The sequence below is a fragment of the Herbiconiux dendrobii genome, assembly GCF_052048175.1.
In the GTDB taxonomy this organism is placed as follows: Bacteria; Actinomycetota; Actinomycetes; order Actinomycetales; family Microbacteriaceae; genus Herbiconiux.
In genome coordinates this window covers 714,482-734,698 of record NZ_JBLZQV010000001.1, presented here as the reverse complement: position 1 = coordinate 734,698, position 20,217 = coordinate 714,482, and the positions used below count along the sequence as shown (strand labels likewise).

The following is a 20,217-nucleotide window of genomic DNA, read 5'->3' as shown; positions in this document are numbered from 1 at the left end:
AATCGGTGGCGACAACTTTGCGAGGAGAACTCCCCCACCATGAAGATTCTTGTGACCGGCGGCGCCGGGTTCATCGGCTCCAACTTCGTCCGACGCACGCTCGAAGACGCGTACCCGGGCCTGGAGGGCGCCGAGGTCGTCGTGCTCGACGCGCTGACCTATTCGGGCAACCTCGACAACCTGCTTCCGGTGAAGGACTCACCGCGCCTCACCTTCGTCAACGGCGACATCCGCAACGGCCAGCTGCTCGACGACCTGTTCCCGGGCCTGGACGCCGTGGTGCACTTCGCCGCCGAGTCCCACGTCGACCGCTCGGTGCGCGACGCCTCGATCTTCGTCGAGACCAACGTGCTCGGCACCCAGCAGCTGCTCGACGCCGCGCTCCGCAACAACCTCCCCCGCTTCGTGCACGTCTCCACCGACGAGGTTTACGGCTCGATCGCCGAGGGCTCCTGGGCCGAAGACCGCCCGCTCGAGCCGAACTCGCCCTACTCGGCCTCGAAGGCCGGCAGCGACCTGCTCGCCCGCAGCTACCACCGCACGCACGGCATGAACATCTCGATCACGCGCTGCTCGAACAACTACGGCACCTACCACTTCCCGGAGAAGGTCATCCCGCTGTTCGTCACCAACCTGATCGACGACAAGCACGTCCCGCTCTACGGCGAGGGCAACAACATCCGCGACTGGCTGCACGTCGACGACCACACCCGCGGCATCGCGATGGTGCTCACCAAGGGCCGCGCCGGGGAGATCTACAACATCGGCGGCGGCACCGAGCTCACCAACAAGGAGCTCACACAGCTGCTGCTGGACGCGACCGGCAAGGACTGGTCGTACGTCGACCGCGTCGCCGACCGACTCGGTCACGACCTGCGCTACTCGGTCGACATCTCCAAGATCCGGAACGAGCTCGGCTACGAGCCCCAGGTGCCGTTCGAGCAGGGCCTGGCCGACGTGGTGCAGTGGTACCGCGACAACCGCCAGTGGTGGGAGCCGCTCAAGGCCCGCGCCGCGCTGGCCTGATCGGCTGCGTGCTCTGACGTGACCCGTTACCTCATCACCGGCGCCGCCGGCATGCTCGGCCGCGACCTCCAAGACGCTCTGGAGGGCCGCGACGTCGTCGCCCTCACCCGCTCACAGCTCGACATCACCGACCCGGCTGCCGTGGCCGCCGCGGTCTCGGGCATCGACGTCGTCTTCAACTGCGCCGCCTACACCGCGGTGGATGCGGCGGAGACCGACGAAGACGCCGCCCGTGTGGTGAACGCGGTCGGCCCCGCCACCCTCGCGGAGGCGACGGCCGCATCCGGAGCGAAGCTGTTCCAGATCTCGACCGACTACGTGTTCCAGGGCGACGCCACCTCGCCGTACGCCGAGGACGAGCCGCGCGATCCGCTGAACGCCTACGGCCGCACGAAGGCGGGCGGCGAGACGGCGGTTCTCGGCCTCAACCCGGCCGGTGGCTACGTCGTGCGCACCGCCTGGCTGTACGGCCGGCACGGCGCGAACTTCCCCGCCACCATGCTGCGCCTCGGCCGCGAACGCGACAGCGTGACGGTGGTCGCCGACCAGGTCGGGCAGCCCACCTGGACCGCGGACCTCGCCCGTCAGCTGGTGCTGCTGGCCGACTCGGATGCTCCGGCCGGCATCTATCACGGCACCAATTCCGGGCAGGCGTCGTGGTTCGAGTTCGCCCAGGCAACCTTTCAGGAAGCCGGATTGGACCCTGCTAAAGTCGGTCCAACGGACAGTTCGCAGTTCGTCCGTCCTGCCCCGCGTCCCGCGTACTCCGTACTCGGGCACGACGCGTGGTCCCGAGCAGGATTACCGCCCATGCGCCCCTGGCGCACAGCCCTGCATGAGGCGACCACCTCGGGAGTTTTTGGAGAGTAATGGCCACGCTACGGGTGATCATCGATCAGCTGGTGGCCCCCGTTCCCGGCGGTATCGGGCGCTACACGCTCGAACTCACGAAGCAGCTCGTCGTCACCGCGCCGCGCGGCTGCGACGTGGAGGGCATCCTCTCGGCCGTGCCGCAGGAGAAGGCCGACGAGGTCAGCGCCAAGCTCCCCGGGCTCGCCGGGCTGCACCGGGCCACCCTGCCACGGCGTGAGCTGTCGGCCGCCTGGCAGCACGGGCTCATCGGCACCTCCGGCGAGGGAATGGTGCACGCCACCAGCCTGCTCGCCCCGGTACGCAAGCACGACCGGCGATCGGATCTCGGCACGCAGACGGCCGTGACGATCCACGACGTCGTGCCGTGGACGCATCCGTCGACCCTCACACCCCGCGGCGTCAGCTGGCACAAGGCGATGGCGAAGCGCGCCGCGAAGTACGCCGACGCGATCGTGGTGCCCACGCACGCCGTGGCCGAAGACCTCTCGCGCTACCTCAACTTCGGCGACCGCATCCGGGTCATCGGCGGGGCGGTGAGCGACGAGCTGCGGCTGCCCTCCGACCCGGCCGCACGCGCCCTCGAGCTCGACCTGCCCGAGCAGTACCTGCTGGCCGTGGGCACGCTGGAGCCGCGCAAGGGGCTCGCGGCGCTCATCCAGGCGCTCGCGCATCCGGCCACCGGCGACCTGCCGCTGCTGATCGCCGGCCCCGAGGGGTGGGGCGAGGTCGACGTGGCCTCGGTCGCGGCCGCTGCCGGGGTCGATGCGTCCCGTATCCGGGTGCTCGGGTTCGTGAGCGACTCCGACCTGGCGCTGCTGCTCGATCGGGCGACCGTGTTCGTGTTCCCGAGCCTCGCGGAGGGCTTCGGCCTGCCGATCGTCGAGGCCTTCAACTTCGGCACCCCCGTCATCCACGCGGACGTGCCGGCCCTGCTCGAGGTGGCCGCCGGATCCACCTTCGTGGTGGAGCGCACCACGGCCGACGCCTACGCCGGCCAGCTCGCCGAGGCGATCGGCGCGGTCGTCTCCGATGCGAAGTTGCGCCAGCGGCTGTCGATCTCCGGGCTGGACCGGGCGCGAGCGTTCTCGTGGCGCGACAGCGCCGACAAGGTCTGGCAGCTGCACGCTGATCTGTAACCGACACAATCGGCACAGCGCACGAACGCAACAGGCCGTACTCGACGACCCAAGGTGAGCGTGTGGCCGAGGGATGCGACCGCAGGCCGCGTCCCTCGACCGCGCGCTCACAGGTCGCGGCTCGCCGGGCAGGGACCGGCGAGCCCCGGGAGCGACGAGCGAAGCCCGGCGCCCCCGGCAGCTAACCAGCGGGCGTCGAGTTCGAGAGCACCAGGGCGCTCGAGACCGTGCTGCGGACGAGGTCCCAGTCGGGGGCCTCGGGGTCGATCAGCGGGGGCGTGAGCTCGACGTTGTCGATCGGGAGGTCTTTCGTCTTGAGCGCCAGGTCGAGGAAGTAGGCCAGCGTCGACTGCGGGATGTCGGTCTGCACCACCTGGGTTCCGGCCGAGACGATGTCCTGGAACTTCGAGAGCACGTTCACCGGCTGGAACTGCTTCAGGATGGCCGTCTGCAGTTCGCGCTGACGCTCCATCCGGTCGTAGTCGCTCGTGGTGTGGCGGGAGCGGGCGTACCAGAGGGCCGTGTAGCCGTCCATGTGCTGCTCACCGGGCCAGATGATGCCCTCGACCTCGTTGCCCTCTTCGTCGCCGCCCATCGGCAGCTCCTCGGTGACGTTGATGTCGACGCCGCCGAGCGCGTCGATGAGGTCGGAGAAGCCCTGCATGTCGATCATCACGTAGTACTGGATGGTGATTCCGAGGGCGCCCTCGATGGCATCCTTCGTGGCCTCGACCCCGGCGTTGGACCCCTCGGCCTCGGCGTTCGGATACAGGTCCTGGTCGAAGGCCATCACGCGCGGGTAGAGGAAGCTGATCTGGCAGTCGCTACCGCAGTCGTAGCTGCCGTCGGGCGCGTAGTCGGTGCCGATCAGCGGCGAGTCCGCCACCAGTGGTGCGTCCTGCAGGTCGCGCGGGATGCCGATCATCGTCGCCCGCCCCGTGTCGGCCTCGATCGAGACCACGGTCATGCTGTCGGGCCGCATGCCGTCGCGGTCGGGCCCGGCGTCGCCGCCGAGCAGCAGGATGTTGTAGCGGCCGTCGACCGGAGGCTCGGCCGCGGCCTGCGCGCTGAAGACCGAGCTCAGGCCCGACTGCGCCACGTTGGCGTAGTACGCGGCCGCCGCCGCTCCGCCCGAGGTCAGCACCAGCAGCACCACCGAGAAGGCGGCCAGCGCCGGACGCGCCCGCTCCCCCACGCGCACCAGGCGCACCAGGCGCAGGGTGTCCAGCGTGAGCACCACCCACAGCACCGCATAGGCGATCAGCACGCCCTGCGCGATGGTGAGCGGAATCGGGTTGGTGGCGATCGAGAAGATCACCTGCGGCCAGATCGCGTAGATGATGAGGCCGAGCACGGCCAGGATCCACAGCGCGAAGGTGAAGTAGAGCCCGAAACGGCCGAGCTTGCGGTTGCCGGCGAGCACCTGGGCGGATCCCGGGATCAGCAGGTTGAGCACGACGAGCCACCACCCCCGGACCGTCATGGCCTGGGAGGAGGTGACATCCGGATACCGGATCGGGCTCGCGGTGGAGTTGGCGGTGGTCGTCATAGGCGGGTCTGCAGGTCCGTGTTCTTCTGCTCGACGAGCTCGGCGAGCTCGGAACGATAGCGGTCGAGGGCGTCGGCGAGCGCGTCGCCCGCGGCGTCACCGGAGGTGGAGAGGATGCTGACGGCGATCAGCGCGGCGTTCTTGGCGCCGCCGATGGAGACTGTGGCGACCGGGATGCCGGCCGGCATCTGCACGATGGAGAGGAGGGAGTCGAGGCCGTCGAGCTTGGCCAGCGGCACCGGAACGCCGACGACGGGGAGGGTGGTGACGGAGGAGATCATGCCCGGCAGGTGCGCGGCGCCACCGGCCCCGGCGATGATGACCTTGAGGCCGCGCTCCCTCGCCGACTTGCCGTAGGCGATCATCTTCTCGGGGGTGCGATGGGCCGACACGACCTGCACCTCGCTGGGGACGCCGAAGTCGTTCAGCACCTGCACGGCGTCGCTCATCACGGAGAAGTCGGAGTCCGACCCCATGACGACGCCCACTACGGGCCGGGTGCCGTCGGGCCTGCTGTCGGGAACGTCTGAGGGCATGCCTCTTAGCGTAAGTGTCAGTTCTGGAAGAACGCCGCAGCGGCACGCGCGCGGAACACCACGTCGTCGAGCTCTTCTCCGGCGACCGTGAGGTGCCCGATCTTGCGGCCGGGGCGGGCGGTCTTGCCGTACAGGTGCAGCTTCGCGGTCGGCTGGTCTTCCAGCGCGGCGCGCGCCGGCCCGTCGAGGTCGCCGTCGGAGGGACCGCCCAGGATGTTGATCATCACGGTCCACGGTTCGCTCGCGCCGGTCGCCCCCAACGGCAGGTCGAGAACGGCCCGCAGGTGCTGCTCGAACTGGCTCGTGGTGGAGCCGTCGATGGTCCAGTGCCCGGTGTTGTGCGGGCGCATCGCCAGCTCGTTCACCAGGATGCGCTCATCCGTCGTCTCGAACAGCTCGACGGCGAGCACGCCCGTGACGCCGAGCTCTTCGGCGACGGTGTGCCCGATGCGCGCCGCCATGTCGGCCACGGCGCCGGCGGCACCGGGTGCCGGGGCGATCACCTCGGCGCAGACGCCGTCCTTCTGGATGGACTCGACGACGGGCCACAGCGTGGTCTCGCCGCTCGGCCGCCGGGCGACCAGCTGCGCGAGCTCGCGGCGGAACTCGACCAGTTCTTCTGCCAGCAGGGCGCCTCCGCGGCCGTCTTCGGCGAGCGCCTGGAACCACTCCTCCACCTGGGCGGCGGATTCGACGACCCGCACGCCCTTGCCGTCGTAGCCGCCGCGCGCGGTCTTGACGACCGCCCGGCCGCCGTGGTCGGCGATGAACGCGTCCAGTTGCTCCGGGGTCTCGACGCGGGCCCAGTCGGGCATCGGGATGCCGAGCTCGCCGAGCCGTTCGCGCATCCGCAGCTTGTCCTGGGCGAACTGCAGAGCATCCGGACCCGGATGCACGCGCACACCCTCCTCGACGAGCGCCCGCAGCACGGACTGAGGCACGTGCTCGTGGTCGAACGTCACGACGTCGACGTCGCGCGCGAACGCCCGCACGGTCTCGAGGTCGGTGTAGTCCCCCACCGCCGTCGCCGCGATGGCGGCCGACATCCCCTCGCCCTCGGCGAGCACCCGGATGTCGATCCCCAGCTCGATCGCCGGAGGAACCATCATCCGGGCCAGCTGCCCGCCACCCACAACGCCCACTCTGAAAGTCACGCATCCACCATACCCGCGGCCTCGATGCGCCATCGATCGAGCGCCGTCAGTCAGGCAGGTAGGCACCGAGGCCAGCCACGACCTCGTCGGAGATCGTGCTAGGCCCGCCCAGCACGACGATGCGATAGGGCTTGAGGCGCTGGATTTCCGCCGCGACCGATGCCGGAACGCTGTCGTGGGTGATCAGCAGCACGGGCGCGCCGGCATCGATGGCCGCAGCCGAGCCGGACAACGCATCCGGGAACACCTCGCCGGATGCCACGTAGACGGTGAAGACCTGCCGCGGCGCCATCCGGGACGCCACCGCCGCGGAAACCTCGTACCGGTCCGCACCCGCGATCCGGATGACCGGCCAGCGCTGCTGCAGCGTCTGGACGACGGACTCGTCGATGGTATTCGGTCCACCCAGAACGATGATCACCTGCGGTGCCAGTCGATCGAGTTCGGCGGAGACCGCGGTCGGCACGGCGTCCTTCTGCACCAGAAGCACCGGTGAACCCTCATGACCGGCCGCGGCCGAGCCGGAGAGGGCATCCGGGAACACGGCTCCGGATGCCAGGTAGACCGTCTTGGCCCCGGCAGGGAAAGCATCGGCTGCGACAGCCGCAGATACCTCGAATCGATCCGCACCACCGATCCGGGTCACCGACGGTACGAGAGCGCGTAGCTGCGTTTCGACGGCCGAACTGACGGAAGCCGTGCCCCCGAGGACGATGAGGGACCGAGGTCGGAGCGCCGTCAGCCTCGCAGCAACGGGGGACGGCAAGGAGTCTTTGCCTACGAGGAGCACGGGACCACCTCGGGCACCCGCGGCGGCCGACGCCGACAGCGCGTCGGCGAAGCTCGCCCCGGACGCGACGTAGGCCACGGGAACCCCAGAGGAGAACGCATCGGCGGCGACGTTCGCCGAGACTGCGAACCGGTCGGCTCCGGCGATGCGGTCGACCGATGGTAGTGGGCTAATGAGGACGCGGTAGGACGTCACGCGCGTCGCGAAACTGGAGGTGCGCTGGATCGCGACCAGTTGCCCCGAAGAGCCCGTGGCCAGACTCGTGTAGTACGACTGCGCGCCCGACACCGCCTCGAACTCAAGACTCGAGGTGCGAAGTGCCTGCATGCCGGGCACATCGGCTGCGGCATAGCTGAGGAAGGTGACGTGCAGCACCGGATCGGTAACTATTGCGTCCGGCTGGGTAGGCAGTTCTGCAGACGATTCCTCGAGCCTCCAGCTCGCGGGATCGTACCGAATGATCCGCGCATTGAAAGCGGTGTCGACAGCGACAAGCAGCCGACCCTCGACGAACTCGAGCACTCTCGGCGGACGGCTCAGGATCGCCGACGAGTAGGAGCCGTCCGTCGCGGCGAAAGTCACGATCGACGATGAAGCGGTGTTGGAGAAGAACGCCCGATGTCCGACCGTATCCACGGCCAGCCCTCCCGCGACGTCCCCGATCGGTATCGTGCGGTTCGTTCGAGCAGTGAGATCGATGATCGACGCATCCTTCGAGGCGGAGTTCGTGACGTAGACGAGGCCTGCCCCCGGATCCAGTCCGATCAGATACCCTCCGGTGCCGCCCGTGGGAAAGGTGTCGACAACCTGGTCGATGGTGGGGGATGCGGGATCACCGTCGATCACCTTCACCGACTCCACAGCGCCGGCATCCACGACGAATACCCGATGGGACGCCGGATCGACCGTGACCCGGCGCGGCTTGCTCAGCCCGGCGGTGATTGTCGCAACAGGCTCCGGCTTGCCTGAGGTGATGTCGAGGACGTCGACAGAATGGTCCCATTCCACCACATACGCTCGGCCCGCTCGGTCATCGACCGCGACCGAGTAGACGTCGCTGCTCGGAACGGATACCTCCCCCGACGACTCGAGCGTGACGTGGCGAGCCGGCTCGGTCGCAATGGCCGACGAAATGGCACCGGCCGGCAAGAGTGCGCCCAGGATGACGCACATCGGGATGGCTGAGAGCTTGATGGCCAAGCGAGATGACATGAATACGAGCATAACTCATATACTGGCCACGCGGTCGGTGACCTGCTGATGGAGCGCTCAGGCGTACGGCAGCGGAGGGACGGGGTGCTCCGTCAGGTCGCCGAGGAGTTCCGCTACGAGGCGCGCCGAAGGCACGTCGTGCAGCACGACGGTCAGGTCGGGGCCAGCGACCACGCGCACGTTGCCCGTGGCGAAGGCCGCCTGCAGCGGGGTGCGGCGCACGCGGATGTCGGTGACGCGCGCCAGGTAGAGGTCTTGGCGGTCGCCGACGAAGAGGCCCCGGCGGGCGATGATGCGGCGCGAGGTGATGGTGTAGCGGTGGGCGAGCCACGCGATGAAGGGGAGCAGCGTGCCGAAGAAGACGAGCGCGCCGGCCGCGGCGAGCGCCGTGATGTTCTGCCACTCCTCGGGGAACCGCCCGCCGAACCAGCCGAACGCGGTCACGGTGGCGAACAGGATGAGCACGGGGATCGTCAGCCGCCGCGCATGCGGGCGGGTGCGCAGCAGGATCGTCTCGGGCACCGGCTCGACCGCCGTGGTGTAGCCGCCGTAGCCGGGATGGGCGGGCGCGCCGGGCGCTGCCGCCGCCCCGGGGCCGCGACCGGAACCGGGGAAGGGATCGGCTCCCGGCGAAGACGGGGCCGACGGGGCCCCCGGGGCCGCGGGCGCGGACGCGGCGCCCCATCCGAAGCGCTCGGTCGCCGCCTGGTCACCCGGATCGGCCCGCGGAGACCGCCCGCGCGTCACCGGCTCGGCGCCGTTCAGGAGCGCGGTGAACGAGTCCTCGTCCTCCGTGGGTACGTTCCTGCGCCTGGCCATGCTGCCCATTCTTCACTGCGAACCCCGGTATGGGCTGCCGCCCGACCGGAGGTGCGCCACATTGGGAGCTCGACCGCCCCCGCTCAGCGGCTGTCGCGATGCCGCAGGTGCGTCACGTCACCCGCCGAGACGACGAGCGGATCGGGCGAGTCGTCGAGGTCGACGACGAGCCGGCCGGTCGCGTCCAGCGAGCGGGCGACCCCCGTGCGGAACACCTCCCCCGGCAGTTCGACGCGCACCGGCCGGCCGAGCGTGGCCGAGGCCGCGGTGGCCGCATCGAGCAGACCGCTCGCCACCGGATCGCCGTCGTGCGCGAGCCACTGCCGGTACACCTCGCCGAGCGAACGCAGGTACGCCGACAGCACCACGTCGGGCGCGACATCCGGAGCCCCCGCCAACGCCAGCGACGTGGCCGTGGGTGTCGGCAGCTCTTCCTCGGTCAGCGACAGGTTCAGCCCGGTGCCCACCACGACCCCACCCCCGCCCGGGAGCAGCTCGGCCAGGATGCCGCACACCTTGCGGTCGTCGATCAGCACGTCGTTCGGCCACTTGATGCCCACCAGCGGCTCCGCGGATGCCGGCAGCAGCGAGCGCACGGCCCGCGCCATCGCGACCCCGACGACCAGCGGCAGCATCCCGAACCGCTCGAGCGGAACCGGCGCACCCGACGCGCCGGCCGGCCGCAGCAGCACCGAGATCGCCAGACAACGACCCGCCGGTGCCGTCCACACCCGGCCGAGGCGGCCCTTGCCCGCGACCTGATCGTCGGTCACCACCACCGAGAGATCGGGCCAGTCGGCCGCCGAGGGACCGGATGCCTCGCGCACCAGCAGCTCGTTGGTGGAGCCGGCCCGATCGAGCCAGTGCAGCGCGGGCGTGAGGGCCGAGGAGAGCGGAAGATCCATGCCGACACGCTATCGACTCACAAGCCGGGCGTGCGGTTTTGTAGGGTTTCGGCAACCGGATGCCCCAACCCCTGGCCGGTAGAGTGAACGGCGTGAGTGAAGATCTGACGACCGAGCCCGACATGTACACCACGGCGGGCAAGCTGGCCGACCTCAAGAACCGCTACCACGAGGCCGTGACGGCGAGTGGCGAAGCCGCCATCGAGAAGCAGCACAAGCGCGGCAAGAAGACCGCCCGCGAGCGCATCGAGCAGCTGCTCGACCACGGCTCCTTCGTCGAGATCGACGAGTTCGTGCGGCACCGCACGCACGCCTTCGGCATGGACAAGTCGCGCCCCTACGGCGACGCGGTCGTCACGGGAACCGGCACCATCCACGGCCGCCAGGTGGCCGTCTACGCGCAGGACTTCACCATCTTCGGCGGCTCGCTCGGCGAGGTGGCCGGCGAGAAGATCATCAAGGTGATGGATCTGGCCCTGAAGACCGGCGTCCCCATCATCGGCATGCTCGACTCCGGCGGCGCCCGCATCCAGGAGGGCGTGGTGGCGCTCGGCAAGTACGGCGAGATCTTCCGCCGCAACACGGCCGCCTCCGGCGTCATCCCGCAGATCTCGATCATCATGGGCCCGGCGGCCGGCGGCGCGGTGTACTCCCCCGCCCTCACCGACTTCGTGATCATGGTCGACAAGACCTCGCAGATGTTCGTCACGGGCCCGGATGTCATCAAGACGGTCACCGGCGAAGACGTCGGCATGGAGGAGCTCGGTGGAGCCCTCACCCACAACAGCGTCTCGGGCGTCTCGCACTACCTGGCCAGCGACGAGGACGACGCACTCGACTACGCCCGCGCGCTGCTGAGCTTCCTCCCGCAGAACAACCTGGCCGAGCTGCCGGTCTACGACTCCGAGGTCGAGCTCGAGATCACGGATGCCGACCGCAAGCTCAACACGATCATCCCGGACTCGCCGAACCAGCCCTACGACGTGCACACTGTGATCGAGCACCTGGTCGACGGCGGCGAGTTCCTCGAGACGCAGCCGCTCTACGCGCCCAACATCGTGGTGGGCTTCGCGCGCATCGAAGGCCGCTCGGTGGGCATCGTGGCGAACCAGCCGAGCCAGATGGCCGGAACCCTCAACATCGAGGCCGGCGAGAAGGCCTCCCGCTTCGTGCGCTTCTGCGACGCGTTCTCGATCCCGATTCTGACCCTGGTCGACGTGCCCGGCTACCTGCCCGGCACCGACCAGGAGTGGACGGGCGTCATCCGCCGCGGCGCGAAGCTGCTGTACGCCTACGCCGAGGCGACGGTGCCGCTGGTCACCGTGATCCTCCGCAAGGCCTACGGCGGCGCGTACATCGTGATGGGCTCCAAGCAGCTCGGCGCCGACATCAACCTCGCCTGGCCGACCGCCGAGATCGCGGTGATGGGCGGCCAGGGCGCCGTGAACATCCTCTACCGCGGCGAGATCAAGCGGGCCGAGGAGGCGGGCGAGGATGTCGCGGCCGTGCGCACCAAGCTCGCGAACGAGTACACCTACAACGTGGCCTCGCCGTTCCTGGCGGCGGAGCGCGGCGAGCTCGACGGCGTGATCGAGCCCGCGGCCACCCGCGTCTCCGTCACGAAGGCCCTCCGCGCCCTCAAGACCAAGCGCGCGAGCCTGCCCCCCAAGAAGCACGGCAACATCCCGCTGTAGGAGCTGCACGAGGGCAGCGGACCGAACGGGGGGATGACCCGGGCGGGAAACGGACCGTACGGTGGGCGGGCCGCGCAGAACGTGCGGCGTGATCTCCCCGAAGGATCCCCGTGCGCCGACCCCGCCGCCCCTCGAAACTGCGCCTCGCCGCGCTCATCGCCCTCACCGCCGGAGCGGCCCTGCTCGCGCCTGCCGCCGCCGTCACCTCGGCTTCGGCCTCGGCCGAGCCGCTTCCGGCGTCCGCCGCGTCGACGGGTGCGGCATCCGGCGCGGCCGACTCCACCGAGCCGGTAGGCGATCCGCTCCCCGTCGTGTTCAGCCAGGTGCGGTTCCAGCACTTCTACGACGCCACCGGCCCGAGCCTCAGCTGGGACATCGTGCCCGACTGGAAGACCGGCACCGTGCACCTGGTCAACAACCAGATCGGGGCCTGCCTGTACGTGGCGAACAACGGCCCGCATCCCTGGGTCGACCGCAGGTCGTGCTCGGGCGACCCGAACCAGCGCTTCACCTTCATCCCCTGGGAGAAGACACCGACCTCGGCTCCCGACACCCCGGCCGACAAGCAGTTCTTCTACATCGCCTCCGCCGTCGACGGGCGCTGCATCTGGTCGGGCGACGGGGGCCTGAACCTGGATCAGGGCGACTCCCGGCTGCACGCCTCGCTCTACCCCTGCTCCTCCGGCGACGTCGCGATGGCCTGGAAGATCCAGACCGACGTGCGCAGCGGCGGTGTCGACCAGAACTGGGCCGGCATCCTGAAGCTGGCCACCGTCTACGCCAGCCAGCGCTGCGCCGACACGCCCGACTCGTGCCAGGTGGCTCCGGATGCGGGCCCGTACGCCGGTCAGTGGTTCGATGCGAACGATCCGGATGCCTCGCTCCTCGGCTCCTTCACCACCACCGCGGCCGGCTGCGGCAACGGCCCCGACACGAGCCACACGAACAAGTCGACCTCCGTGGAGCCGCTGCAGGTGAGCGGCACCCTCGAGCAGTCCAGCTCGCTGGCGATCACCACGGGCGCCTCGGCCACCGGTTCCATGGAACACGGCGAGAACGTGCTCAACCTCTTCTCGTACAAGCTCAACGAGTCGTTCACGATCGGCGAGCAGACGGCCAGCGCGGTCTCGGGCACCACCTCGGTCACCCGCACCGTGTCCAGCTCGGTCGAGCCGGCCCGCACGCTCACCGGCCTCTACAGCCAGACCGTCTACCGCACGTCCGGTCAGTGGAAGATGGGGCGCTCGCAGCCCGGGACCCCGCGCGACAGCATGGCCTGGTCGATCCCGGTGCGCAGCACCGTTCCGGTGTCGTTGGACGGCGCCGAGGCGAGCGTCTACAGCCCCACCGTGTCGTTCGCCCCGAAGAACTGCACGGCCGGGCCCGCGGCCGCCGCGACGACACCCCCGGTCATCACCGACGACCCGGCCACGTGCGGCTCGGCCACGCCCTCGGTGCCCACGGGTGCCGTGCTCGAGGTGCTGAGCGTCTGCCCCGGCGACTGGGGGCTCAAAGAGGGCGAGGATCCGCTGCGCTTCAGCTACTCCTGGTACCTCACCCAGGGCGGGCTCGACGGGCTGCACCCGGTGCTCGGGTCGATCGGATCGGGGTCGCAGTTCACCATCCGCACCTCCACCACCTCGGCCACCGTTCCCACCTACCTGGGCGTGACGATCACCGAGATCGGCAGCCCGACGCGCCTGGACTCGCCGCCGACGGCCGCGGGCAGCCCGATCCTGATCGCCTCGACCCGGCCGCACGCCGCCGCCGCCGGAGCATCCGGAGCATCCACCATCGCCGCCGATGCCTCCCAGGCCGCCGCCGACGCCGCCGCCGAGCCGGCGCCGCACACGCTCTACCTCGGAGCGCTGCCGAGCGGCGTGACCGGCGAGGCCTACGACTCCTCCCTCGTGGCCGACCCGGCCCCCGGCGCCGACATCCGGCTCGCCGAGGGCTCCATCGCCCCGCCCGGCCTGTCGCTCTCCCGCTCCGGCGAGCTGTCCGGCGTGCCCACCGACAACGGCCGATTCGTTCTCCGGGTCGTCGATTCCGCGGATGCGACGGCCGCCGTCACCGAGATCCCGGTGGCCATCGACTCCCCCGTCACCTCCTATCGAGCCGACACGGCCCTCACGGGCGCCGTCGGCCAGCAGCTCACGCTGCCCCTGGTCACGGCAGCCGCTCCCGGCATGGTCGCCGAGGTGACCGGCGGATCGCTGCCGGCCGGACTCAGCCTGGATCCCACCACCGGAACACTGACCGGCGTGCCCCTGACCACCGGAACCTCGCGGTTCACGGTGGCCAACACCGATGCCGACGCGGTGCTGCCGACGGCCTTCGTGCTCGAGATCACCGAGACGCCCTCCCTGTTCGGCAGCGGCGCCGCCCCTGCCGCACGGGTGGGCGAACCGTACTCCGCCGGACTGATGGCCGCCTCCGGCAGCGGCACCCTGCTGCTGCTCGGCGCCGACGACCGGCTGCCCGCCGGGCTCGGCCTGAACGCACGGACCGGTGTGCTCAGCGGCACTCCGACCGAGGCCGGCACCACCACGGTCACGCTCGTGGACTCCGGCGATCCGGATGCGGTCGGCCACACGGTCACCGTCTCGGTGCTGCCGGCCGCGGTCGGAGGCGCCCCCGATGCGCCTCCGACCGCGAGTCCGGGCACCGTGCCCGCCGGCGCGGCATCCGGCGCCACGCCGCCCGGCGCCCTGGCGGCGACCGGCATCGACGCCGCACCCGTCTCAGGCCTGGGGTTCGCCGCCCTCGCCGCCCTCGCGCTCGGCGCCGCCGGCCTGATCACCCTGCACCGCCGCCGCGCCGGCGAACGAGAGGCCCGACGATGACCGCCCGCACCCGCATCGCCCACACCATCCGCCGCGCAGGCTCCCGCGCCCCGATCGCGCTGCTCACCGCGCTGGCCGTGCTCGTACCGGTCGGTCTGTCGTCGCTCGGCGCCGGAGCCGCCGTCGCGGCCGAGCCGTCCGGCGCCACCACCGTCGTCTCGGCCACTGACGCGGCCGGCCTGCTGCAGGATGTCGGCCACGGCATGATCCTCGAGGCGGTGCCGCCGCGCACCGAGGGCGACGTCTTCCGCTACGACATCCAGCCCAACCCCGACGGCTCGGTGCGGCTGGTGAATCAGCAGGGTCAGTGCCTCGAGGCGATCAACGCCCCGCAGCAGGACCTCTACTTCCGCGCCTGCAGCAGTGAGAGCCGTCAGACCTTCTTCTTCGTGCCGCAGAACCCGGTGCCGATTGAGAGCGGGATCACCCAGCCCGGCAACCAGTACTTCTACATCGTCAGCACGGTCTTCTCGAAGTGCATCTACAGCATCCCCGGCCTGTCCGACTTCGTCTCGGGACGGGGAATCGCCCAGTCGCCCCAACTCTCCGAATGCTCCGCCGGCGACACCCCGCAGGAGTACCGGGTGCGCAACGAGACCACCAACCCGGCCGGCGTGCCCATCCAGTTCCGCAACATCCTGAACCTGGCCATCCGCTACGCCGCCGACCGGTGCGTCAAGCAGGCCGACTTCTGCCAGGTGCAGGCCGCCGGAGAGAGCGAGTGGCACCGCCCCGACAGCAACCCCGACTCGTTCCGGAAGGGCTCGCTGGCGACGCTTCAGGCCACCGGATGCGGCGTCGTGCCCTCGACCGGACCGGATCAGCCCGCCATCCCGTCCACGCAGATTTACAACGGATCGAACTTCCCGGTCACCGTCAACACCAAGACCTCCACCACCCTCGCGCACAGCTTCAGCGTGACGGATTCGGCGTCGAGCACCACCGGCCTCACCCTGAGCCAAGGGGTGAAGGACGTCTGGAGCTCGGAGATCAAGCAGTCCATCACCCTCGGTGGCTCGGTGGTCACCACGCGGAGCGACCGCTCCACTTTCGACAGCAGCGAGACGGCGACGGCTCAGCCCGGCGAGTGGCTGATGACGCAGTGGCGCAGCAACATCTACACCCTCTCGGGGCGCTGGAAGTTCGCGGCGAACGTCGGCAACATCGCCTGGAGCCTGCCGCTGCAGAGCTCGTTCGCCGTCGCGCTCGACGACGGGCCGTTCACCGATCACGCCATCGTGACCTCGCGGGCCAAGAAGGACTGCTCCGCCGGACCGCCCGCCACGAACCCGATCGAACAGGCGCCCCAGCTCACCAGCGACCCGACCACCTGCGGCAACGCGGTCCCGGCCCAGCCGGTCGGTCGCATCGGCACCACCGTGTCGGTGTGCCCCGGCCAGTGGACACTGCCCGCCGGGAGCACCGCGCCCCTCAAATTCAGCTACCGCTGGATGGTGTCGGCGGATGCGACGAGTCCCGGCGTGCCCATCCCCGGGGCGACCGGAGCCAGCTACACGATCCAGCCCTCCACACGGGGCTCCGGCACCGGCGACCCCTTCCTCAAGGTGGAGCTGGTGGAGGTCGGATCCGCCAAGCGCCTCGACTCGGCGCCGTCGCTCAGCGTCAACGACGTGCCGCTGCTGCCGCCGTCCGGCCTCGACGCCACGGTGCTGCCCACGAGCTTCGCAGGCGACCCGCGGGAGGCCGAGGCCGACGTGGCCTACAGCGCGAGCCTGATCGCCGCCCCGGGTACGGGGATGGCGCTGAGCGTCGACCCCGCCACACCCCTGCCCGAAGGCCTCGAGCTGGGTGCCGACGGCACGCTCTCGGGCACCCCGACACAGCCCGGAGTGACCACGTTCACCGTGCTCGACGCAGCGCCCGGCCGCGACTCCCAGGCCCAGAGCTTCACGATCACGGTGCACGCCGCGGCGCTCACGTTCGAGCCCGCCGATCTCGCAGCCACCTACGGACAGCCCCTGAACCTGCCGCTGGTCTCGGGCGCCCCCGCCGACCTCGATCTCCGGGTCGTCGACGGATCCCTGCCCGAGGGCGTCTCGCTCGACCCGGCCACCGGAGTCCTGACCGGCACGCCGGCCACCACCGAGGTGGCGCAGTTCACCGTCGCCAACCAGGCGGCCGTGCTCGATCAGACCGCGTCGTTCACCCTCACGGTGACGGATGCGCCCGCGGTGTTCGTGGCGTCGGCGCTGCCGGCGGCCACGGTCGGTGTGCCCTACTCGGCCACGGTGCTGAGCACGACCGGCACGGATCCGCTGATCGGCCTCGCCGCCGACTCGGCACCCCTGCCCGACGGCCTGAGTCTGAACAGCCTCACGGGCGTCATCAGCGGCACCCCCGCCGCAGCCGGACTCGCCGCGCTGTCGTTGACCGAGCTGAACGGCTCCGCCGCCGCGCGGTTCGCGCTCACCGTCGCTCCCGCCGCGGCCGCACCAGGCTCGTCCGCCGCAGCCGGTTCGGCGGCCCCGGCCTCCCTCGCGGCCACGGGCGACACGACCTCCGGGGCCTTGCTGCTCGCCGCCACCGCAGCGGCACTCCTGGGAGCTCTCGTGCTCGCGCTGACCCGCCGGCGCGCCCGCCTGCAGCGCTAGCCCCGGCGGCTCAGCGCGAGGCGAGGGTGCGCACGAGCGCCACCGTCTCCTTGGCCGACATCGAGGGGAGGTAGGCCTTGCCGATGGCGGTGCCGATCGCCGGGAGGCCGAGCGGGTCGGGGTAGACCATGTAGATGGTCGAGTAGGTGGGGTTGAACTTGGCCTTGAACTTGAACAGCGACGAGAAGCCGTAGGCGGGCTCCAGCGTCTTGGCCAAGAACTCCAGCAGGCCCGTCATCACGGTCGGCTCGGGCTCAGGTGAACCCGGAGCGGCGGGAGCGGTCGCGAGCGGAGCACCCGACAGCGACAGCACCTCCACACCCTCCTCCTTCATGTGCAACGCCGAGGAGGCGATCAGGTACTCCATGGTGCCGCCCATCGACTCGTCGGCCCGGCGCATGAAGTCGAGCGTGTAGCCCACGGCCACCCCGTCGCGGTACATCGGCAGCCAGCTGGTGACCGCCGCGATGCGACCGGTGGAATCGATCGCGAGCATCAGCTTCACGTCGGGATCCTTGATCTCCTCCAGCGCGCCGAGCGTGAAGCCCATCTCGGGCAGCTCCTTCTCGGACACCCAGGCCTCGGAGATGGCGTTGATCTGCGCGATCATCGGGCGCGAGAGCTCGTCGTAGGTGGTCCAGAGCGTGGTCATGCCCTCGCGCACCCCGCGGTTGAGCGAGGAGCGCACGTTCTGCCACGACTTGCCGGTCATCTCCAGTGACTGCGGGTGCATCAGCGTCTCCTCCCCCACGGGGATCGACTGCCAGCCGAGTTCGGCGAACACCGGCATCACGTTCTCGTGCACGCTGTAGAACACCGGCACCCAGCTGCGGGAGTCGCAGAAGGCCGCGAACTCACGGATGGTCGCCGACTCGGCGCCGGGAGCGCACACCGGGTCGGACATGGTGATGGCCACGTCGTTGATCACCCGGTAGGCCACGGCGGCGTTCCCGTCGGCCGAGAACCAGTACACGTTGCCGGGCCAGGTGGTCATCCAGCCCAGTGTTCCGCCGCCGCCTCGCCGGAGCAGGGCCCGGATGCGCTGGTGGTCGCCCACCCGCACCGACTGCTCGGTCGAGGCGATCAACCGGAACGAAGCGACCGTGAACAGCGCCCAGAACGCGGGACCGACCCACTGGAACAGGAACAGCGCGATCGGCGCCGAGGGCACCAGCGCCTCGCCGGTCACCCCCACCAGCGTCACCGGCAGGAAGCGCCGCGGCAGGTCGAACACGAGCTCCACGACGGTCGTACCGGCCGGGCTGAACGAGCCGATCAGGATGCCGCAGGCCACCAGGTACACCAGCGTGAGCACGGCGTAGGAGGCCACCACGAACACCACGAAGCGGATGAACGCCTCGCGGGGAGCCCGCAGCGCGAAGCGGCGCCGCGCCACGAACAGCAGGATCGCGACGGCCAGCGGCACGGCGATCGTCGACCCGCCCCAGACGATGTACTCGCCGATGTCGATCGGCTGCAGCGCGGCATCCGTCGCCGTGTCGGTGTCGCCCGCCCCGGCGGCGAACGAGAGCACCAGGCCGAGGAAGACGAAGGCGAGCACGATCATCGCGAGGTTCGTGACGATGCCCAGCCAGAGCGCGAAGCGCCGGCCCTTGCGAAGGCCCCAGGCCGACACGAGCAGCAGTGCGAGCGGCACGAAGGTGAGCACGATCGGGCCGGGTCCGCCGAGCTGGGAGAGCCGTTCGAAGTCGTCGCACACCGCGGAGCTGGCCGTGGAGCAGAAGGAGTCGATGTCGGCGGCGGAGGGGAAGATGTCGCCGTAGAAGCTGCCCGCCAGACCGAAGGCGCCGCTGCCGTCGGGGTCGAGCAGGGAGACCAGCGGGCCGATCGCGGTGATCAGCACGATGGCGGCGATGAGCACCCGCACCTCGCCGAACGAGCTGCGCAGCAAGACCAGGCCCCGGCCCCGGCGATGCGAGAGGAAATGGCCGATGACCAGACCCGTCACGCCGGCGATCAAGCGGTAGACCGTGGAGGTGTCGCCGTCGTAGAGCGCGAACATGATGAGCAGCCCGAAGGTGACCAGGCGCACCCGGCGGCGCCACAGCGGTCCCATGAAGGCGCTCGCCACGAGCAGGCTTCCGACGATCGGCGTGAGCGGATCCATCGTGAGGTCGAAGCTCGTGCCGTCGGCCCACCACTCGCCGGCGAGCGATCCGATCCACTGCACCAGCACACCGAGGCCGACCCCCACGAGGCCGGTGACGACGAAGACGGGGATGAGACGGCGGCGGCCGAGCAGACGCTCGGAGACGCCCAGCAGCACGAGGGAGGCCAGGATGCCGCCCACCAGCTGGAACGGATCCCACGGGATGAACAGGGCGGTTATGACGGTCCACCAGTGCCCCATGTCGATCACCGTGGTGACCCCCGCCGCCCAGGCGTACTGGGTGGTCTCGGAGGGGGCCCCGAAGAACGTCCCGGCGACCAGCGAGGTGACGAGGATGATCGCGGCGAACCCGATGCTGAGCGGCACGGTGGCCAGGTACCTCCCCGCGAAGACGAGCGTGTTCCTCATCCTGTGTCCCCCTCCAGTCGCAGAGTTCTAATGTAGCCTCGACGATGTGAACGAGACGACCGACTCCGGCGCTATCGACTCCGGCCCTGTCGAGCCCTCGATCCGCGTGCTCAGCACCGGCCTCTCCCCCGAGGAGGTGGCCGCCGTGACGGCGGTCATCGAAGCCGCGATCGAAGAGGAGCTCGACGCGCTGCACGACGAGCAGCCCGCCGCCCCCTCGGCCTGGGAGCGGAGCCAGCGGGCGCTGCGCGAGCCGCTGCATCCGGGCGCCGGGGTGTGGCGGTCGTTCTCGGCCTGAGTCCGCGCCCCTCGCCTCCGTCGGCGGCGCCGTCGTCGTCTGGATGCTCGCTGTGCGGAGTCTGAGAACGCCCGCGAAAGTGTCCACCGAAATGCCGACTGTGCGCTTGCGCCGGCGCCGCCAGAATTGTTATCGCTAGGTGTCTCTCTTAGGAGTTACACCGCCGGATACGGGTCGACTAGGGTAAGCGGGCTCGTATTCCGGGGGCGAGTCAGGGCGGTATTCGGG

At 70.2% G+C, this 20,217-nt stretch carries 14 protein-coding genes; 7 read left to right on the top strand and 7 right to left on the bottom strand.

The genetic code is table 11. The features are described 5' to 3' along the window. Positions 1-39 precede the first annotated feature (39 nt). From rfbB to ACN4JJ_RS03415, 3 genes are read left to right on the top strand one after another with little or no spacing between them, the layout of a single operon-like run. Positions 40-1,026, top strand: a complete 987-nt coding sequence (gene rfbB / locus ACN4JJ_RS03425; RefSeq protein ID WP_440708495.1) for a dTDP-glucose 4,6-dehydratase — start codon at positions 40-42, stop codon at positions 1,024-1,026. Between the two features lie 18 nt (positions 1,027-1,044). Then, positions 1,045-1,896: a dTDP-4-dehydrorhamnose reductase gene (rfbD, locus tag ACN4JJ_RS03420; RefSeq protein ID WP_440708494.1), complete on the top strand. Its 852-nt coding sequence runs from the start codon at positions 1,045-1,047 to the stop codon at positions 1,894-1,896. Further along, a complete protein-coding gene (locus tag ACN4JJ_RS03415) occupies positions 1,896-3,035 on the top strand; it encodes a glycosyltransferase family 4 protein (protein ID WP_440708493.1) in 1,140 nt (379 codons plus the stop codon). The genes rfbD and ACN4JJ_RS03415 overlap by 1 nt, the downstream gene beginning before the upstream one ends. Positions 3,036-3,216: 181 nt before the next feature. On the opposite strand, the gene ACN4JJ_RS03410 is transcribed toward ACN4JJ_RS03415, so the two are convergent. The 6 genes from ACN4JJ_RS03410 to ACN4JJ_RS03385 all read right to left on the bottom strand — a co-directional run bounded on the left by ACN4JJ_RS03410 (position 3,217) and on the right by ACN4JJ_RS03385 (position 10,000). Further along, positions 3,217-4,584: an LCP family protein gene (locus ACN4JJ_RS03410; protein WP_440708492.1), complete on the bottom strand. Its 1,368-nt coding sequence runs from the start codon at positions 4,582-4,584 to the stop codon at positions 3,217-3,219. After that, positions 4,581-5,120 carry a 5-(carboxyamino)imidazole ribonucleotide mutase gene (gene purE / locus ACN4JJ_RS03405; RefSeq protein WP_440708491.1) on the bottom strand — a complete coding sequence of 180 codons (540 nt, stop codon included), beginning with the start codon at positions 5,118-5,120 and terminating at the stop codon, positions 4,581-4,583. The genes ACN4JJ_RS03410 and purE overlap by 4 nt, the downstream gene beginning before the upstream one ends. Before the next feature lie 17 nt (positions 5,121-5,137). Continuing rightward, complete coding sequence (locus ACN4JJ_RS03400) at positions 5,138-6,274, bottom strand: 5-(carboxyamino)imidazole ribonucleotide synthase (RefSeq protein WP_440708490.1); 1,137 nt, start codon at positions 6,272-6,274, stop codon at positions 5,138-5,140. A 46-nt stretch (positions 6,275-6,320) separates the two neighbouring features. Then, the gene (locus ACN4JJ_RS03395) at positions 6,321-8,276 is read right to left on the bottom strand and encodes a cell wall-binding repeat-containing protein (RefSeq protein WP_440708489.1); all 1,956 of its coding nucleotides are present in this window, start codon (positions 8,274-8,276) and stop codon (positions 6,321-6,323) included. A 57-nt stretch (positions 8,277-8,333) separates the two neighbouring features. Beyond that, a complete protein-coding gene (locus tag ACN4JJ_RS03390) occupies positions 8,334-9,095 on the bottom strand; it encodes a PH domain-containing protein (protein WP_440708488.1) in 762 nt (253 codons plus the stop codon). Between the two features lie 83 nt (positions 9,096-9,178). After that, positions 9,179-10,000 carry a biotin--[acetyl-CoA-carboxylase] ligase gene (locus tag ACN4JJ_RS03385; protein ID WP_440708487.1) on the bottom strand — a complete coding sequence of 274 codons (822 nt, stop codon included), beginning with the start codon at positions 9,998-10,000 and terminating at the stop codon, positions 9,179-9,181. A gap of 122 nt (positions 10,001-10,122) precedes the next feature. On the opposite strand from ACN4JJ_RS03385, the gene ACN4JJ_RS03380 reads away from it, so the two are divergent. The 3 genes from ACN4JJ_RS03380 to ACN4JJ_RS03370 all read left to right on the top strand — a co-directional run bounded on the left by ACN4JJ_RS03380 (position 10,123) and on the right by ACN4JJ_RS03370 (position 17,152). Then, on the top strand, positions 10,123-11,694 hold the full coding sequence (locus tag ACN4JJ_RS03380) for an acyl-CoA carboxylase subunit beta (RefSeq protein ID WP_440708786.1): 1,572 nt from the start codon (positions 10,123-10,125) through the stop codon (positions 11,692-11,694). A 110-nt stretch (positions 11,695-11,804) separates the two neighbouring features. Next, a complete protein-coding gene (locus ACN4JJ_RS03375) occupies positions 11,805-14,540 on the top strand; it encodes a putative Ig domain-containing protein (RefSeq protein ID WP_440708486.1) in 2,736 nt (911 codons plus the stop codon). Then, a complete protein-coding gene (locus tag ACN4JJ_RS03370) occupies positions 14,537-17,152 on the top strand; it encodes a putative Ig domain-containing protein (RefSeq protein ID WP_440708485.1) in 2,616 nt (871 codons plus the stop codon). The genes ACN4JJ_RS03375 and ACN4JJ_RS03370 overlap by 4 nt, the downstream gene beginning before the upstream one ends. Positions 17,153-17,162: 10 nt before the next feature. On the opposite strand, the gene ACN4JJ_RS03365 is transcribed toward ACN4JJ_RS03370, so the two are convergent. Then, positions 17,163-19,691, bottom strand: a complete 2,529-nt coding sequence (locus ACN4JJ_RS03365) for a bifunctional lysylphosphatidylglycerol flippase/synthetase MprF (protein WP_440708484.1) — start codon at positions 19,689-19,691, stop codon at positions 17,163-17,165. Positions 19,692-19,737: 46 nt separating this feature from the next. On the opposite strand from ACN4JJ_RS03365, the gene ACN4JJ_RS03360 reads away from it, so the two are divergent. Beyond that, the gene (locus ACN4JJ_RS03360; RefSeq protein ID WP_440708483.1) at positions 19,738-19,989 is read left to right on the top strand and encodes an acyl-CoA carboxylase subunit epsilon; all 252 of its coding nucleotides are present in this window, start codon (positions 19,738-19,740) and stop codon (positions 19,987-19,989) included. The last annotated feature ends 228 nt before the right edge of the window (positions 19,990-20,217 follow it).

Coding starts and splice junctions, on each gene's coding strand:
- ACN4JJ_RS03390 (WP_440708488.1), bottom strand. CDS start 9,095: ATGGCCAGGCGCAGGAACGTACCCACGGAGGACGAGGACTCGTTCACC.
- ACN4JJ_RS03385 (WP_440708487.1), bottom strand. CDS start 10,000: ATGGATCTTCCGCTCTCCTCGGCCCTCACGCCCGCGCTGCACTGGCTC.
- ACN4JJ_RS03415 (WP_440708493.1), top strand. CDS start 1,896: ATGGCCACGCTACGGGTGATCATCGATCAGCTGGTGGCCCCCGTTCCC.
- ACN4JJ_RS03410 (WP_440708492.1), bottom strand. CDS start 4,584: ATGACGACCACCGCCAACTCCACCGCGAGCCCGATCCGGTATCCGGAT.
- ACN4JJ_RS03380 (WP_440708786.1), top strand. CDS start 10,123: ATGTACACCACGGCGGGCAAGCTGGCCGACCTCAAGAACCGCTACCAC.
- rfbB (WP_440708495.1), top strand. CDS start 40: ATGAAGATTCTTGTGACCGGCGGCGCCGGGTTCATCGGCTCCAACTTC.
- ACN4JJ_RS03395 (WP_440708489.1), bottom strand. CDS start 8,276: ATGTCATCTCGCTTGGCCATCAAGCTCTCAGCCATCCCGATGTGCGTC.
- purE (WP_440708491.1), bottom strand. CDS start 5,120: ATGCCCTCAGACGTTCCCGACAGCAGGCCCGACGGCACCCGGCCCGTA.
- ACN4JJ_RS03365 (WP_440708484.1), bottom strand. CDS start 19,691: ATGAGGAACACGCTCGTCTTCGCGGGGAGGTACCTGGCCACCGTGCCG.
- ACN4JJ_RS03370 (WP_440708485.1), top strand. CDS start 14,537: ATGACCGCCCGCACCCGCATCGCCCACACCATCCGCCGCGCAGGCTCC.